The sequence below is a fragment of the Streptomyces sp. NPDC086080 genome (assembly GCF_044540255.1).
Taxonomy (GTDB): domain Bacteria; phylum Actinomycetota; class Actinomycetes; order Streptomycetales; family Streptomycetaceae; genus Streptomyces.
In genome coordinates, this window is record NZ_JBITRU010000008.1 from 105,457 (window position 1) to 120,952 (window position 15,496).

17 protein-coding genes and 1 pseudogene are annotated in these 15,496 nt (G+C 69.1%); 16 read left to right on the forward strand and 2 right to left on the reverse strand.

Annotated elements, in window-relative coordinates; all coding sequences use genetic code 11:
* Positions 1–22 precede the first annotated feature (22 nt).
* From ACIF9R_RS12760 to ACIF9R_RS12770, 3 genes are read left to right on the forward strand one after another with little or no spacing between them, the layout of a single operon-like run.
* Positions 23–502 carry a PPC domain-containing DNA-binding protein gene (locus tag ACIF9R_RS12760; RefSeq protein ID WP_399978188.1) on the forward strand — a complete coding sequence of 160 codons (480 nt, stop codon included), beginning with the start codon at positions 23–25 and terminating at the stop codon, positions 500–502.
* Between the two features lie 8 nt (positions 503–510).
* The gene (locus ACIF9R_RS12765) at positions 511–1,758 is read left to right on the forward strand and encodes a hypothetical protein (protein ID WP_399978191.1); all 1,248 of its coding nucleotides are present in this window, start codon (positions 511–513) and stop codon (positions 1,756–1,758) included.
* Between the two features lie 11 nt (positions 1,759–1,769).
* Positions 1,770–2,267, forward strand: a complete 498-nt coding sequence (locus ACIF9R_RS12770; RefSeq protein ID WP_360728244.1) for an NUDIX hydrolase — start codon at positions 1,770–1,772, stop codon at positions 2,265–2,267.
* A gap of 22 nt (positions 2,268–2,289) precedes the next feature.
* Here ACIF9R_RS12770 and ACIF9R_RS12775 read toward each other — a convergent pair whose 3' ends face one another.
* Both ACIF9R_RS12775 and ACIF9R_RS12780 read right to left on the reverse strand, forming a co-directional pair.
* Complete coding sequence (locus tag ACIF9R_RS12775; RefSeq protein WP_399978194.1) at positions 2,290–3,333, reverse strand: aldo/keto reductase; 1,044 nt, start codon at positions 3,331–3,333, stop codon at positions 2,290–2,292.
* A complete protein-coding gene (locus ACIF9R_RS12780) occupies positions 3,330–3,800 on the reverse strand; it encodes an ATP-binding protein (RefSeq protein ID WP_360728238.1) in 471 nt (156 codons plus the stop codon). Before ACIF9R_RS12780 ends, ACIF9R_RS12775 begins: the two co-directional genes overlap by 4 nt.
* Positions 3,801–5,006: 1,206 nt before the next feature.
* On the opposite strand from ACIF9R_RS12780, the gene ACIF9R_RS12785 reads away from it, so the two are divergent.
* The 13 genes and pseudogenes from ACIF9R_RS12785 (at position 5,007) to ACIF9R_RS12845 (ending at position 15,493) form a co-directional block, all read left to right on the forward strand.
* Positions 5,007–5,210: a DUF5999 family protein gene (locus tag ACIF9R_RS12785; RefSeq protein ID WP_399978197.1), complete on the forward strand. Its 204-nt coding sequence runs from the start codon at positions 5,007–5,009 to the stop codon at positions 5,208–5,210.
* Positions 5,207–5,845 carry a hypothetical protein gene (locus ACIF9R_RS12790; protein ID WP_360728232.1) on the forward strand — a complete coding sequence of 213 codons (639 nt, stop codon included), beginning with the start codon at positions 5,207–5,209 and terminating at the stop codon, positions 5,843–5,845. Before ACIF9R_RS12785 ends, ACIF9R_RS12790 begins: the two co-directional genes overlap by 4 nt.
* 449 nt (positions 5,846–6,294) lie before the next feature.
* Positions 6,295–6,519: pseudogene (locus ACIF9R_RS12795) on the forward strand (DUF5999 family protein); the annotation flags it as partial.
* A gap of 38 nt (positions 6,520–6,557) precedes the next feature.
* Positions 6,558–7,181, forward strand: coding sequence for a DUF6302 family protein (locus ACIF9R_RS12800; RefSeq protein WP_399978199.1), 624 nt, complete (start codon positions 6,558–6,560; stop codon positions 7,179–7,181).
* A complete protein-coding gene (locus ACIF9R_RS12805; RefSeq protein WP_360728224.1) occupies positions 7,168–7,608 on the forward strand; it encodes a hypothetical protein in 441 nt (146 codons plus the stop codon). Before ACIF9R_RS12800 ends, ACIF9R_RS12805 begins: the two co-directional genes overlap by 14 nt.
* Before the next feature lie 146 nt (positions 7,609–7,754).
* On the forward strand, positions 7,755–8,678 hold the full coding sequence (locus ACIF9R_RS12810) for a Scr1 family TA system antitoxin-like transcriptional regulator (RefSeq protein ID WP_399978203.1): 924 nt from the start codon (positions 7,755–7,757) through the stop codon (positions 8,676–8,678).
* Positions 8,679–8,859: 181 nt separating this feature from the next.
* A complete protein-coding gene (locus ACIF9R_RS12815; RefSeq protein WP_399978206.1) occupies positions 8,860–9,651 on the forward strand; it encodes an SAM-dependent methyltransferase in 792 nt (263 codons plus the stop codon).
* Entirely contained in the window at positions 9,648–11,510 is a 1,863-nt protein-coding gene (locus tag ACIF9R_RS12820; protein WP_399978208.1) for a glycoside hydrolase family 15 protein, read from the forward strand. Before ACIF9R_RS12815 ends, ACIF9R_RS12820 begins: the two co-directional genes overlap by 4 nt.
* Positions 11,511–11,604: 94 nt before the next feature.
* Positions 11,605–12,897 (forward strand): ATP-binding protein, encoded by a 1,293-nt coding sequence (locus tag ACIF9R_RS12825; protein WP_360728214.1) that lies wholly within the window; start codon positions 11,605–11,607, stop codon positions 12,895–12,897.
* Positions 12,894–13,301 (forward strand): roadblock/LC7 domain-containing protein, encoded by a 408-nt coding sequence (locus ACIF9R_RS12830; protein ID WP_360728212.1) that lies wholly within the window; start codon positions 12,894–12,896, stop codon positions 13,299–13,301. The genes ACIF9R_RS12825 and ACIF9R_RS12830 overlap by 4 nt, the downstream gene beginning before the upstream one ends.
* Positions 13,298–13,663 (forward strand): DUF742 domain-containing protein, encoded by a 366-nt coding sequence (locus ACIF9R_RS12835; protein WP_360728209.1) that lies wholly within the window; start codon positions 13,298–13,300, stop codon positions 13,661–13,663. The genes ACIF9R_RS12830 and ACIF9R_RS12835 overlap by 4 nt, the downstream gene beginning before the upstream one ends.
* Positions 13,641–14,231: an ATP/GTP-binding protein gene (locus ACIF9R_RS12840; protein WP_360728207.1), complete on the forward strand. Its 591-nt coding sequence runs from the start codon at positions 13,641–13,643 to the stop codon at positions 14,229–14,231. The genes ACIF9R_RS12835 and ACIF9R_RS12840 overlap by 23 nt, the downstream gene beginning before the upstream one ends.
* The gene (locus ACIF9R_RS12845; RefSeq protein ID WP_399978211.1) at positions 14,228–15,493 is read left to right on the forward strand and encodes a cytochrome P450; all 1,266 of its coding nucleotides are present in this window, start codon (positions 14,228–14,230) and stop codon (positions 15,491–15,493) included. The genes ACIF9R_RS12840 and ACIF9R_RS12845 overlap by 4 nt, the downstream gene beginning before the upstream one ends.
* Positions 15,494–15,496 lie beyond the last annotated feature (3 nt).

Consider the following 15,496-nt stretch of genomic DNA (forward strand, 5'->3'; position numbering starts at 1 on the left):
CCCAGCACAAAGGACATCCACCATGCGCTTCGCCCAGGTCCGCACCGGCAGGCAGTTCGTGCTCGCCCTTGATCACGGGGAAGACTTCCTGGGCGGCCTCACGCAGTTCTGCGCGGACCAGGGCATTCGAGCTGCGTACCTCCCGACGTTCGTCGGTGGTTTCCGCGCGGCCCGGCTGGTGGGCTCGTGCGGACCTCTCGCCGACCCCGAGGCCCCCTTGTGGGAGGAGATCACCGTCGAGACGCTCGAAGCGCTCGGCGGCGGGACGCTCGCCTGGGACTCCGAGAAGAACTGCCTGGCCCCGCACATCCACGTCGCGGCCGGCCTCAAGGCGAAGTCGGCCGAGGGACGGGTGTCGCACTTGCTCGACGCGACGGTGCAGTTCATCTGCGAAATTCCCATCGTCGAAGTCGTTGACGACTCCGATGGGCCGGCTCTGATGCGCCGGCGCAGTGCGGACCTGTACGACGTACCCCTGCTCGCCTTCGGCACAGGTATCTGAAGGCGGGGATGACGATGCGCAGGGCGATCCGCTTCCCGGAGGTGGTCGAGGCCCACCGCATGCGCATCTTCGAGACCTTCACGATCCACTTCAAGCGGGCGGCCAGGGAGGTTGCCCAGCTCGATGGCAACAACTCCCTCGCCTCCGTGCACGTCGGACGGTCCACCTGGGACCGCTGGATGGCCGGAGAGATCAAGGGCCTCCCTCGACCAGCTACGTGCCGTGTCCTGGAGCACCTGTTCGGCGAACCAGCCGAGCAGCTTTTCGGCCTGCTGGAGCCGGAGGCGACTCCTACGGTCGCCACGGCGGGGAGCGACTCGATGTCGCCCCACCTGATCGCCATGGAGTCATTCCGCCTCGCTGACCGGCAGCTCGGCGGCGGGCACGTGTACACGTCTGTGGTGCACTACCTCAACACGGTCGTCGCCCCGGATCTCTTCAGCGCAGCGGACAACGGTGAAGACAGCGAGACCGTCTTCGGCGCGGCGGTCGTCCTCACCGAAATGGCAGCCTGGATGGCCCACGACGCTGGTCGAGACGACCTGGCGTCCGGCCACTTCGATCGCGCCCGTCGGCTGTCGCAGAGCCTGACCGATGTGACGGCGGGCGCGAACGTGATGGCCGGCATGAGCCATTTGGCCCTGCAGACCGATCAGGTCGACACCGCCGCCGACCTAGCCCGCAGCGGGCTCGGGCGCCTCGCGAACGGCCCGCAGGTACCAACCCTCACGGCCCGCCTCCACACCATGGAGGCCCGGGCCCTGGCGCAGCTCGACTCCGAGGCCCAGGCACAGCGCGCTCTCGAGACGGCACGCGAGGCCCTGGCTCTCGCGCGGACAGCTCCTACGTCCAGATGGGTGGCTCCGTTCGACGAAGCAGCACTCGCCAGCGAGACGGCCTCCGTCCTCCTGGATCTTGGCGCACTGAAAGCGGCGGCCAAGGAAGCGGAGCACGCCCTAGCGCTACGCGATGCGAGCCGTGTCCGCAGCCGAGCGTTTGGGCAGGTCACGCTGGCTCGAGTCCTCCTCGCCCAAGGTCAGCCTGACGCGGCGTGCTCGGTCGGCACGGAGCTGCTGAACACCAGCCAGTCGGTGACGTCTTTGCGCCTTAGCCGCCAACTCGACGCGCTGGAAACTGATTTCGCCCCCTACCGGCAGGTTCCCGAGGTCCGCGAGCTCCTCTCGCGGATGACCATCACGGCACAGCACCGTAGATTGCTACTCGGCAGTCTCGCGCTCCCGGAAGGCCCGCAGTGAACGATGCACCCATGCCAGGCGATCCCGGCCGCGAGGCATACCTGGCCGAGGGCAATGCCCGGCAGGCCCGGAAACGTGCCGCCGCCGACGCGCTGATCCGGGACTACGCCGGGAGGCTGCTACTGGTGAATCCGACCTACAAGTCGGGCTGGGATCTGCCCGGCGGCATGGCCGAAAACAACGAGGCCCCCGAGGACGCCCTTCGACGCGAACTCAGCGAAGAACTCGACCTCACGGTCGCTGATCTGCGGTTTCTCTGCGTCGACTGGGTCGGGCCCCATGGCCCGTGGGACGACCTTCTCGGGTTCATCTTCGACGCTGGTGTCCTGTCACCCGAGCAGGTCGCCAGGCTCAAGCAGGTCGACGATGAGATCTCCGAGCACCGCTTCTTCGAGATCCCGGAAGCGCTGCCGCTGTTGCCTGAGCGCCAGCGAGCCCGGGCCGTCAACGCTCTCCAGGTCCTGGACGACGGGGTTCCGCGCTACCTCCGCGACGGGGTCGCCCTCTGAACGAGGCCGACCTCCCAGAAGATCACACGATGGCCCTCACGAATGAAGCACGCTCCTCAGGCTTGAACAGCACATTCCGCACGCGCGTGAACACCTCATCGACGAAGACGAGTTCCTGCTCGGACAGTGGGCAGCCGAGGAAATCATGGTCGTGCCGGTGCTGCTGCTCGTCGCCGAGGCCGACCACCAGCACGGCGTTCTGCACACGCTGAAGGATGGATCGCAACGCCACCCGGGCAAGAGCCTGCGGAGACGAGCCGAACCGACCGCTCAGCGGCGCAAGACCGCGGGTGACAGCTGACGCTACCGCCCCACGGTCGGACGCCGATCCCGCCCACGCGGCCAGAGCACGGTCCACACAGCCTCCCGCGAGCACGCCGTGTGCCAACGGCGAGGCGATCACCAGACCAATGCCGTGGCGCACCGCGAAGGCGCCAAGGTCTTCGCTTTCCCCGAAATCGGCCAGCGGCAGCAACCCGCTCGCCTGCGTCCAGAGCACGTCGGGGCGGATCCGGTCGAACAGGTACAGGAAGCGTTGTATCGAGCGTTCAGAGGACCGAGATCCTGGGCCTCGTAGCCCGATAGCGCGGATCTGACCGAGATCGCGTAAGGCCCGCATCTGCTCGACGACCGGGTCGAGGTATCGGTCGCCAAGCCCGAAGTCGTAGGACTCCAGGGTGTAAAGGGCCAACTGGTCCAGGTACAGGTTTTCCAGGGTCTGTTCAAGCTGGTGGCGGACCCGCGGGCCGGCGTATGGGTGCGGAGCAGAACCCTGCACCCGGCCGACCTTGCTCGCGACCTGCACCCTGTGGCCCGGGCGCTCCTTCAGGACCTTGCCGACCAGCCGTTCGGCGTGACCGCACCGGTGGCTGTCGGCCGTGTCGAGCAACTGCACTCCGTCATCGTCGCCGCCGACGTCCAGAGCGCGCCGCAACCCGTCGAGTAGCCCTGCGTCCTGGGGTCGAGGGGCGGTCGGTGCCCAACGGGACGTTCCGCTGCTGATGCCCAGCGGTCGCACTCTCAGGTCCGGAGCCAAGCGACGGGGCGCGAGATCGCTCAGTGTCATCGGTCAGCTTCTCCCGCCTGGTAGAGGAAGATCGCGATGACCCGCTTCCCCTTCTTGTCGCGCTGGACTCCCCAGGCGCTCGCCAGTATGTCCACCAGAAACAGGCCTCTCCCACCTTCATCGTAGTCATCGGCGGCCGGGGGCGTCCCCGGCACCGCAGTGGTGTCTTCACCGCTGTCCCGGACCTGGATTGTCACTCCCCAGTCATACACGTCGAGGGAGATGTCGAGCGCGGCTCCCGCGTGCTCGACGGCGTTGCCCACCAGTTCGTCGGCCACCAGGACCACGTCGTCCGTGTATTCGCCGTCGGCCTTGTCGGCCATCCTCGCGAGGGTCGTGCGAACTATGTGCCGGGCCGCGCTCTGCGGGGCTTCGAGGTCATAGAGGTCGATCGCAGCGTGGGTCATCTCGCGACCGCCGTCGCGTTCATGGACGCATGGCAAGACAGTGCTGGTGGAATCAAGCACGGGGATCACTCCTCGCTGCATTCGCGATGCCCGGGGCACGGACGGGACGTCCTGCTGAATACCGTGGCGCATGGCGCGGCACGGGTGATAGCGAAACCCGTCCCCACTTCTCCCCACTTCACCGACGACCGAGGCCACTTCCGGGGCGCACAGAGACGCACCAAGGGAACCAGAGCGGGAACAAAGGGGCGATATAAGCGCGCTCTGGGCACGCCGAGGCATCTCAGTAAGGGGGCGTCGCCCATTCTCCCGCCTGGCAGTGAAGAACCATTCCGCGCGCCAGATACCGCCTCACCTGCACAGATGCCAAGATGCGGGTCTCAGCGACCGCGCAAATCCGACTTACCACGTCTCCGCAATTCCAGTCAAGCGCTTCCGAGGAAGTGGGGTGAAGTGGGGTGGCGAAGCCGATCTTCAGTGGCGATGACGCACAGAAGGGCATCGACGTCGGGCTGGGCGCCCGAATTTGACACTATTGTCCGCACTCCTCCGGGAGACGAAAGGGAGTTTCCGCCGTCCTCCGCGTCGTCAAAGTGGGGAGAAGTGGGGTCCGATTTCGCTATCGGAACACGGTGAGGAACGGCAACGCTATTCGCAGCTGCTTCGCTCCGCCGTCCACGGAAAGGTTGCCGTGATCACTTACGTCTCGTCGGTTCTCGGCGCCCTGTCCGGTGCCGCAGCCCGCCCGATCCACCAGATCCTGGTGGAACCCGACTGGCCACTTTCCCGCAGTCAGAGCGAGGTCGACGAGAGGGTGGCCCCACTCCGCGCGCAGCTGCCGGCTCTGACGTTGAAAGCTGGGCATGCCGCACCAGCCGACCATCCTCGACACCCCTGCCCCGACCGACCACGTGGGTTCGCGGATACATCTGCTCCTCTTGACGGAGACCGCTCAACACCTCGTGTCGCCGCTCAACTGGAGGTACCGGTCATAACCGACCGGACTACGAACGGGGCGAACGCCACGGCACGGCAGAACACCCCTGTGAACGCCGTCGGCTGGTGCCCGTCTTCGGGCTCCGTGTCCACTTCCGGAGAGGCCCGGCGCTACCTCGTCGCCGCAGCCGCCGGGAGAGCGGAGCGAGGCGCGGCACGTAGAGCGCTGCCGCCTCCCGGCTGCCGTGGCGAGGTCTTCCCCGCGGCAGCCGGTCCCATCCCCACCTCCCTCTGTGCACCCCGCAGTACCGCTTCTTCCGAGGACTCATCATGTGCCAGCACAAGCCCACCTGTCCGTCTGCTGAGGCCACGGACCGCGAGGCCGCCGTCATGGTCACGGCCTACCCGGAACAGGGATGGTCGTTGTTGTGCAACGGTGTTCTCCTCTTCGAGGACACCGGTGAGATCCTTCCTGGCGGCGAAATCATTGTCCCCCGTCGGCCGGCAGCCGTTGCGACGAGCGCTGCGGCATGAGCGGAAACCGGTACGTCCAGGGTGGCCTTCCGGTGCCGTACGTGACGGCGTGGAGCTCGGAGAAGCACCGGGTGCCCGCCGTCGTCCGGCACTCGAGCGGGAAAGGTATCGGCTACGCAGACGAGACGTCGTACGACCGAGACGCAGATGGCGTGTTGTGGGTCCGGCAGGCCATCGCGCGCGGCTCCGGCAAGGCCCTGTTCCCCACCATCCACGCTCTACGCCAACGCCGCGCGATCAGCCGGATGCTGTGTCAGGTCTGCGGCGCCGACACTCTGGAGCAGGACCCGAAGCGGCAGCTGTTCGTGCTCAAGGACGTCGGCCGGCCAGTGGAAGAGGGGGAGCGGACCACCGCCGCCCCAGCTTGCCCCCCGTGTGCGCTCATCGCGGTCAAGTACTGTCCCCACCTGCACAACCACGTCGCGGCGTGGGTCGAGCGGCCTCTGCCCTGGGGAGTGGCGGGCATCCCGTACGACCAGCGCACCCTGCAGCCTGTCCCGGGGGACGACCTCGTGATGGTCGCCTATGACGACCCCGCGATCCGCTGGCTCGTGGCCACGCAGCTGGTGCTGTCACTCGAAGGCTGTAGCGCCGTCGACCTCAGCAAGCTCACCGTAAGGGCCGGTGCTCGATGACCACCGGCCGTGCTGCTGACCGTCGCCGTCGGATACAGACTGCCTCCCTTGTGACGACGAATCCACCTCCCGCGGAGATCCCGCCGCCATAGGACTCCACCTCCCGCCCCTGCCAGAGAACGCGGCGAAGCCGCCGTACGCCATGCCCACTCGCACCCGCCCGGTCTCTTCCGGGCTCGCAGAGATCGGACATCATGGAAAGCCGTCTCACCTCTCCGCACCGCGCCCAGATCCCTGAGGCGGTCATGGCCTGTGCGCTGATTCCCGCGCCCCGGAGCGCCGCGGAACAAACGCGGTCCCGACGGCGAGCGGGCCGGATCGAGAACCACAGCTTGGTCGGGAACATGCGCTCGGCCACGCTGGTCGACCGGGACGGCGCCGTAGCCAAGACGGTGGAGGTGGCCTGGGCACATGAGGCCCTGGTGCCGGAGAGTCACGCCCAGGCTCTAATGCCGCTAGCCAGGTTCGCGACGGCCGTGCGAACGGTGCTCTGGGAACTGCGCGCGGAAGGAACTCTGTACAAACACTCGCCCCCGTGCCCGCCCGCCGGCGCTTCCGACCACTTGGCGGCCTGCGTCCATGTCGCCTATCCCGCGGCCGGGTGGAGCATGCTGTGCAGCGGGCTGATCCTCTTCGAGGACGCCGGGTACCTCCTGCCGTCCGGTAACGTCTTCGGGCCGCGGCGGTCGCTGCCGTGCGAGACGGTGATGAGATGCCCTCCCTTCCCGCGCCTGCCGGACAGCCCCTGGGCGTGCGTCTTCTTCCCGCGTGGGCCGCCTACGACTACGAGTACTGGAAGGGCCGACTCGTGTACCCCGACCCGCTGCTCGGTTCGGTGGCCGTGGCGCTGCACCGTCTTCCGCTGCTGGCAATCCCGGCCAGCACGGATCGCCGCGGTGGCTCCATGGACATGGCCGCCCCAGTCTTCGTCGAGGCACTCGTCTGCGCTCTGCGGGGGCGACTGGGCTTCGACCGGCTCACGGCTTCCGATCACGTCGTGCGATGGGGCGAGCGGCTGCCGGAAGGCCTCACCCCGGATGCCCACCGCCGGTTCCACGGCCTGCGCAAGAAGCCGAGGCTTGGCACCTGTATACGGCCCCCGCCGGACACGGGGAGCGTGACCTGGACGCGGGACGCTAGCCTCCCGCACCCGAGTCACCGCTTGGACGGCAGCCCACTCCTCCCTGGGTTGTCGTCCAGGTCGGCGCCGCGCTTGCCCCCTGACACCCGCGGTGCCCTGTCCCGTTCTGATGCCGCGCCGGCCACCTCCGCCACGGCTCGGCACCAGAGCCTCCGATCACTCCCTCTGGAGATCACCCCTCATGACCTTACGTAGTGACTATCTGTGGCATGTCGCTCTCGGTGAGCAGCCGCCCACCGAGCTGTCGTCGGACCTCGCTTCGGTGCGGGTGGGCATGGCGCTCGGCCTGCCCACGATCGACGCACTCATTGGGGACGGCACGGATGTCGGGCCGGTGAAGTACTGCCTGACCCATCACCAGCTCGTGGTGCCGGTGGAGGCCGACACGATCCACCGGTGGAGGGCCGCGCACTCTGACTGCGTCCCCGCCGCCCGGTCCCGGAACTGCGGCGCCGGCGGCTATCGCGGCTGTAGCGGCCTGTGGGTGACCCGCCCCAGCACGAACCGGACCGCGGTCACCCCGGCCGGCGCGCTACACGAGGCACTCAGCCTCACCCGCGCCCGTCTGCGCACAGCACCTGGCACGCACTACCCCCTTCATCAGGAGGCGCGCTGTGCGTAGACCACGGCCCGAGAGCAGTCCCTGATGCCCCTCGGCCCCCGGCTGACCGGTCGGCTGTCCCCGCCGGCGACGGATGCCCCAGCTCCGCCCCCACCTCACAACCTGTCCTGAACACCCACACACAGACAAAAAAGGACTTCTTCGCCATGCTTCACGCTGTTCCGTCGCTACCGGCCGAGGTGCCGCAGGCGCCTGCCCGGATCGTGACGGGCCTCTACCTGCGATGCCTGCGCGAGGGGCAGTACATGAGGCTGGAGCACGCCGCCCGCGCCGTCCGGGTGTCCGCATCGGCCGTCAGCCGGTGGGAACGGGCTGAGTCCCCCATCCGGCCGGACGCGCTCGGCACGCTGCTCCGGCTCTACGGCGTGGCAGACGACCATGCGAGCTTCCTGGTGGGGAGTCTGCCGCCGCAGGGTTACAACCGCAGGGAGCACGAGGAGCAGGGTGAGGGCCGGTGCGCCTCGCACGACTGCTGGATGGACGTGGCCTGCGACGAGGCGACGGCCCGTCACATCGCTGTGATGCGCTCGGCGAGCGAGGTCATCCAGTACTGCATGCTGGTGCCTGCAGGTCTGCGCACTCAGGCCTACCAGCAGGTCGTGCTGAACCTGGGCGTGTGCGTCGACCCTGATGAGCCGGTGCTCGGGCTGCCGTCGTGGGTGCACGACGTGGACTGGGCCGAGCGGCAGCGGCGGACCGTGCTGCTAGACGAGACCGTGTTGACCCGGGACGGCGGTGATCACCCCGCGACGGTGGCAGGCCAGCTGCGGCATCTGGCCGATCTCGTGAGCCGGGAGAGCTCTGACCGGCAGGACCTCACCATCCGCATCCTGCCACTGAGCGAGGTGCGGTTCATCCACACGGTCGGCGCGGCCGCCGAGGTGACGATCCATGGACACCGCCTGGTGGTGCGAGTCGGCCTCTTCCCCTCCTACGAGACCGGCTCCGGCGCCGCCCGAATCATCAGCGCCGGTCTGCACGAGGCCGTCGGCGCTGCGTGGAGCCGTGACGCGACGTACGAGGCGCTCGTGAGCGCGGCCGAGGCCATGGAGCGGAGGGCCGCCTCATGACCACCATCGCCCGGCTGCTCGCTGTCCTGCTTGGTGCCACATCGTCAGAGGAGCCCATGAGCAGGCTGCTTGCTCTCGACGAGGCGGCCTTTGCCCGCCGCGTCCGGGACCGGCGTCCCGACAGCGCGGGCCACAACGACCCGGGTGCTGGTCACGCTCGTGCGCGTGTGGGGGTGAGCGCATGACCTCCGGGTTCCCCGACGGTTATTTCAAGAGACCGACCGTCGCTCGGGTGCAGGACCATCTCGACGGCGGTACCGACAACTACCTCCCGGACCGAGATTTCGCTCGCAACCTGATCGCGGCGGCGCCGTGGCTGGCGGCCAGCGTGCGCGTCAACCGCGCACACGGTCCACGGGTTGTCAACTGCCTCACGCTGGAGTACGGCATCGACCAGGTCATCGACCTGGGATGCGGCCTGCCGCACGACGACAACCGCAACGTACCCGACGAGGTGCGCCGCATGGGGTACGTCGACGCCGACCCTGGGGTGGAGGCCCACGCGCGGATGGTCCTGGCCGAGCGGCACGGCGCGGCGTCGTTGCGGACGGATCTCGAGGACACGCCGGCCCTTATGGCTGCCGGACCGATCGCGCGGTTCGACCACGACCGTCCGATCGGGGTGCTGCTGCACGACGTCCTGCCGTGGACCGGCGACGAGACGGCGCACACCGTCCTGACGGCGTTGAGGTCGTGGTTGCCGTCCGGCTCCGTGCTGTCCGTCATCCACGCCACCACGGACATGGCACCCGAGGCGATGGTCTCTCTCACCCGCCTCTACGCGAGGGCGGGCATCGGCTTCCGGCCCCGCCCCGGGCAGCAGATCCGCGATCTGCCCCGCTCCTGGACTCCGCCGGAGGCGGACGGATCAGTGACCACCGCCTCCTGGCGCCATCCTCCTCGCTTGCACCCGTACTGGGACCCCTCGCACGCCTACGCCATCCTCGCCTCGCTTGGAGACCGCACCTCATGACCACCCTGCCGCCTCTCACCCACCCTCCGGCCGTTCGCCGACCGCGCATCGAGGACTATGCGCTCATCGGAGACATGCAGACCGCGGCTCTGGTCTGCCGAGACGGAAGCGTCGACTGGCTGTGTCTGTCGCGCTTCGACTCGGCCGCGGTCTTCGCCGGTCTGCTCGGCACCGACGAGCACGGGTCCTGGCGGATAGCCCCCACCGTCGCGGCCGGTGTACCCGCGCCGTATGCGGACCGGCGCCGCTACGTGGGCGACAGCCTCATCGTCGAGTCCGAGTGGGACACCAAGACCGGCACGGTCCGCGTCCTCGACTTCATGCCGCCCCGTGACGGGCACGGCCCGCAGCTGATCCGGATCGTCGAGGGCGTCACCGGCACGGTGGAGATGACCTCGACGCTCGCCCCACGCTTCGGCTACGGCCGGCTGGTGCCGTGGATCTACGACAAGGACGGGCGAACGGCTGCGGTCTCCGGTCCCGACGCGCTGTGGCTCGACACGTCCGTGCCGGGTGAGGAGAAAGACGGTGCCGTCCACCACTGCTTCACCATCACGGCTGGCACCTGGGTGGCCTTCACCATGGGTTGGCAGCCGTCCCACGCTCCCGCGCCCGAGGTTCCGGACGCCGAGGCGGCACTGAAGGAGACGGCCGCTTTCTGGGAGACGTGGGCGGGCCACCTGGTCTACGACGGTCCGTACCGCGATCCGGTCGTTCGGTCTCTGATCACGCTGAAAGCACTCACCCATGCCCCCACTGGCGGGATCGTGGCCGCGCCGACCACCTCCCTGCCCGAGGACCTTGGAGGGGTACGCAACTTCGACTACCGCTACGTATGGCTGCGAGACACGGCGGTCACGCTGTCCGCGCTGCTGCGGACGGGATGCCGAGACGAAGCGGTCGCGTGGCGGCACTGGCTGCTGCGCACGATCGGCGGCGACCCGGAGAACCTGCAGATCATGTACCGCCTCGACGGCCGCCGTGAGATGCCCGAGCGGGAGCTGAACTGGCTGCCCGGATACGAGAACTCCAGCCCGGTCCGGATCGGCAACAACGCGGTTGACCAGCTACAGCTGGACGTACCCGGCGAGGTCATCGAGACACTGGCCTTGGCGCACGAGCTCGGTGTCGCCCGGTGCGAGAACACCGAGAAGCTGATCATGAAGCTCATCGACTACGTCCGCCGGCACTGGCACGAGCCGGACGACTCGATCTGGGAGGTCCGCGGCGGGCGCCGGCACTTCACCCACTCCAAGATCATGTGCTGGGTGGCCGTCGACCGCGCGGTCCGCCTCATCGAACAGGGCGTGCTCGCCGCCGACCTGGAGGCCCTGGTGGCTCTGCGTTCGGAGATCCACGCCAAGGTGTGTGCACGGGCCTACGACGAGAAGCGCAACACGTTCACGCAGTCCTACGGTTCCAAGAAGTTGGACGCCTCGCTCCTACTCCTTCCGCAGACCGGGTTCCTGCCGGCCAATGACCCGCGGGTGATTGGCACGGTCGACGCTGTGCGCAGGGAGCTCGCCTCCGACGGTGTCCTGGTCCACCGCTACCGCACGGACGGCCGACAGGTGGGCATGGACGGCTTCTCAGGGGACGAGGGCGCGTTCCTGCTGTGCTCGTTCTGGCTGGTCGACGCGCTCGCCCTCACCGGTCGCCTGGAGGAGGCCGAGGACCTGTTCGAGCAGTTGCTGACGCTGCGCAGTGACCTGGGCCTGCTCGCCGAGGAGTACGACCCGGCCGCCCAGCGGCAGCTGGGGAACTTCCCGCAGGCGTACTCGATGCTCGGGCTCGCCAACAGCGCCGTTCTGCTGCAGGAGGTGCGCCAGAAGGCGGCCACGCCGGTGATCGCCGCGTGAGCGCCACCCCAGCGGTTCCGTACACAGGCTCGCCGCCGCGGCGCCTCCAGCACCTGCCGCCCCAGTCCGCCGACCGCACGCCCGCGAGGATCCGATGACCCCCTTTCTCCAGGAAGCTCTCATCCTGGCGCCGTACGCCGCTGTTGCTGCCGCCGGTGGCACCGCAGTCCACTTCGCCAGGTCGGCCGCACGGCACCGCAGGGCCGCCGGCGCCGCCAACCGACGGGCCACCAAGGCCGAACAGCGGGCCTCGGCCCAAGGCGAGGAGGCCCAACACCTGGCCGCCTCCCGGCTGCCGGGTCTCATCTACGCCATGCAGCACGGAGATGGCGATCCGACCTCGGTCGGTGCCCTTCTCCACCAGGCGCTGGCCGGCACGGACACCGACCGAGCCCACCAGGTGGTGCTGGAGCAGGTTGCCACGGCATTGTCCGAGGCCGCCACGCGGTCCGAGGGCGCGGCAAGAGTGGCGGTTCAGGCGGCGACCCGATCCGTGCAGCCGCTGAGCTACGAACTCCAGGCTGCCATCACCAAGCTCCTCGAAGCAGGACACGATCACAAGACGCTGGAGCTGGTCCAGCCGATCGACCACGCCGCGAGCCAGCTGACCAGGCGGCTGCAGGTCCACGGCGTGCTGACCGGCATGTGGCCCGGCCGCCAGCGAGACGGCGTACCGCTGCTCGACGCGGTACGCGGAGGCATCTCGCGGATCCGTGACTTCCCTCGCGTCCAAGTGCCCCCCGCCCGCCCTCTCTACGTCGCCGGCCGCTACGTGGAGCCCCTGGTGCTGCTGCTGGCCGAGCTGCTGGACAACGCCGCCCGCCACAGCGCGCCGACGACCCCGGTCGAGGTGTCCTTCGTGGAGACCCACAACGGCGTGAGCGTCGAGATCCACGACGCCGGTCCCGGAATGACGCCGGAGGTCCTCCACGAAGCGCAGCGGCGCGTGTCTGGCCAGTACCCGGTGGAGTTCACCGGGCTGAGCAACCCGGCCGCGTTCGGCCTTCACGGCGTCGGCGTCCTGGCCGGCCGTTACGGCTTCCGGGTCAGCCTGGACATCGAGCACTCCCGCTACGGCGGAACGCGGGCCGTGGTGCAGGTGCCTCGCACCATGCTCGCCCCGCCCCCCGACCAGGAGCCCCAGCACACGACGCACCGACCCGACACCGCTGAACCGGCGCCCACCGCATCCACGGCACAGCACCAGTCCCCCTACCCGGTGGCCGAGGACGGCCTGCCCGTACGTCGCCGCGGCGCCGTCACATCCCCGGTTCAGGCTGCGTCCGACTCCGAACCCCCGCCGCCGCGCGCCGGCCACGGCTTGGCCGCGTTCGCCCACGGCACCCGATCCGCCCACCATCCGACCTCCCAGGAGCTGAACTCATGACCCCCCGTGCCGACTTGGCCTGGATCCTCGACGACCTCGTCGACTTCCCCAGCGCCCAAAACGCTGTGGTGCTCTCCGCCGATGGCCTGCGTATGACCGCCTCCCGCGACGTCACCGACGAACTCGCCGACCACATCTCCGCGACCGCCTCCGGCATGCAGTCCCTCAGCCGCAACGCCGCGACGTTCGTGGGCGACGACGTCACCCCCTGGCAGCAGACAATGATCCAGTACCGCGGCGGCTACCTCTTCATCATCGCTGCCAGCGACCGCTCCTACCTGGTGGCGTCCGCGCAGGCCGACGTGGACATTGTCGCCTTCTCGGACCGGATGGCGAAGGTCGTCGAGAGGCTGGGACCGGCGCTGGGCGTCGCTCCCCGCAAGGGTGAGGACGAGCGGGGATGAGCCCGGCGGGGCGCGGCGATGACCGGCTCGTGCGGACCTACGTGGTCACCGGCGGCCGGTCACAGCCCAGCCGCAACCATTTCGACCACGTCACGCTGATCAGCCTCGCCGCGTCCTCCTCCCACCTCAACCGCGGCACGCTCAACCCCGAGCAGCTGACGATCCTCGAGGCGCTGTCCCACAGCTCCCAGTCGGTCGTCGAGCTCGGTGCCCTTCTCGGGCTGCCGGTGAGCGTGATGCGGATTCTGCTCGCCGACCTCATGGAGGCGGGCCACATCTCCACCCGGCAGCGCATCACCGACGCCGCCGACCCCACCCGACAGCTGCTGGAGGATGTCCTTGCCGGGCTTCAACGGCTCTAAGCCCCCGATACTGCGCGGGGACGAGCGCACCGCGAAGGTCCTGATCGCCGGGCACTTCGGCGCGGGCAAAACGACGTTCGTTCGCGGCCTGTCCCAGATCGCGCCCGTCAGCACCGAAGAGGTGATGACCAGCGCCGGCGAAGGCATCGACGACCACGCTCACCTGCCGCAGAAGACCACCACGACCGTGGCGATGGACTTCGGCCGACTCCACCTCGCCGACGACCTGGTCCTCTACCTCTTCGGAGCCCCCGGACAGCCCCGCTTCTTCACCATCCTCAAGGATCTCGCGTACGGCGCACTGGGCGCGCTCGTCCTCACCGACACCCGCCGCCTGCACGAGACCTACCCCATCCTCGAGCTCGTCGAACAGCTCCACCTGCCGTACGCGGTCGCCGTCAACGCCTTCGACGACGCGCCGGTCCATCCGGAGCCGCGGCTGCGGCAGGTCATGGACCTCGCCGAGACGACACCGCTGGTCACCTGCGACGCCCGCGAGCCGACGAGTTCCCGCAACGCGCTGATCGTCCTCATCCGCCACCTCCTGACGCCGGAGTCCGCCCGATGACCGCCCGCCACGCCTCTGATGCCGCCCAGTGCCCCGTGCGCGGGCACACCCCGCCGCCCCAGCAGCCCCTGCCGATCTATGGCCCGGTCTTCGACGCCGACCCGCAGGCCGCCTACCGTCGGCTGCGCGACATCGGTCCGGTCGTGCCCGTCGAGATCTCCCCCGGCGTCTTCGGCTACCTCGCCGTCACCTACCGGGCCTGCCTCTACCTGCTGCGCCACACCCCCGCGCTGTTCCACAAGGACCCCACCTATCACTGGGAGGCTCTGCGCAGCGGGCAGATTCCGGCGGACAGCCCGGCGCGGCAGATGATGATGCCTCGGGACAACGCGCTGTGGAAGGACGGCGCGGAGCACCAGCGGCTGCGGGGCGCCATCACCGGTGCGCTCGCCCGCATCGACACCTACGCGCTCGCCGACACCGTCGCCCGTGTCGCCGACACGCTGATCGACGCCTTCTGCCCGGCCGGACAGGCCGATCTCGTAGCCCAGTACGCCGATCCGCTGCCGATGCTCACCGTCATCGAGCTGTTCGGCTGCCCGCCCGAGCACGGAGAGCGGATCATCCAGTTCGTCACCCGCTTGTTCGCCGCCGGGGACGACGCGGCGCAGGCCAACGCCGCGCTCGAGGGAGCCTGTCTGGAGCTGGTCCAGCTCAAGCGGGTCCAGCCCGGCCGCGACATCGTCAGTTACCTGATCCAGGCCAGGCTCAGCGACGGCGAACTCGTGCAGACGCTGCTGCTCCTGTTCGGCGCGGCGGCCCCGCCGACCGCCAAGCACATCGGCCGCGGCATCCAGCACTTCCTCGCCAGCGAGCGATTCGCCGGCAGTGTGTACACCGGTGCCACCCCAGTCGCTGCCGCCCTCGAAGAGGTGCTCTGGGACGAGCCGCCCGTGCCGAACTACTCCCCGCTGTACGCCCAGGGCCCTCAGTATGTCGAAGGTGTCATTGTCCGCCCCGGCTACCCGATCCTCGTCTCCTTCGCCGCCGCCAACAGCGACCCGCAGGTGGCTGTCGATACCGGCCAGCACGCCGGGAACCGCGGTCACCTGGCCTTCAGTGCAGGCGTTCACGCCTGCCCGGCCCCAGGGCTGGCCCGCGTCATCTCCGAGACCGCCGTCGAACGCCTCCTCGACCGCTTGCCCGGCCTCGCGCTCGCCGTCCCCGCCGTCGACGTGGTGAACCTGCCCGGCACCTTCCTGGCCGGCCCCGCCTCGCTCCCCGTGCACTTCCATCCCGCTCCCGCACCCACCGGAAGGTGACCG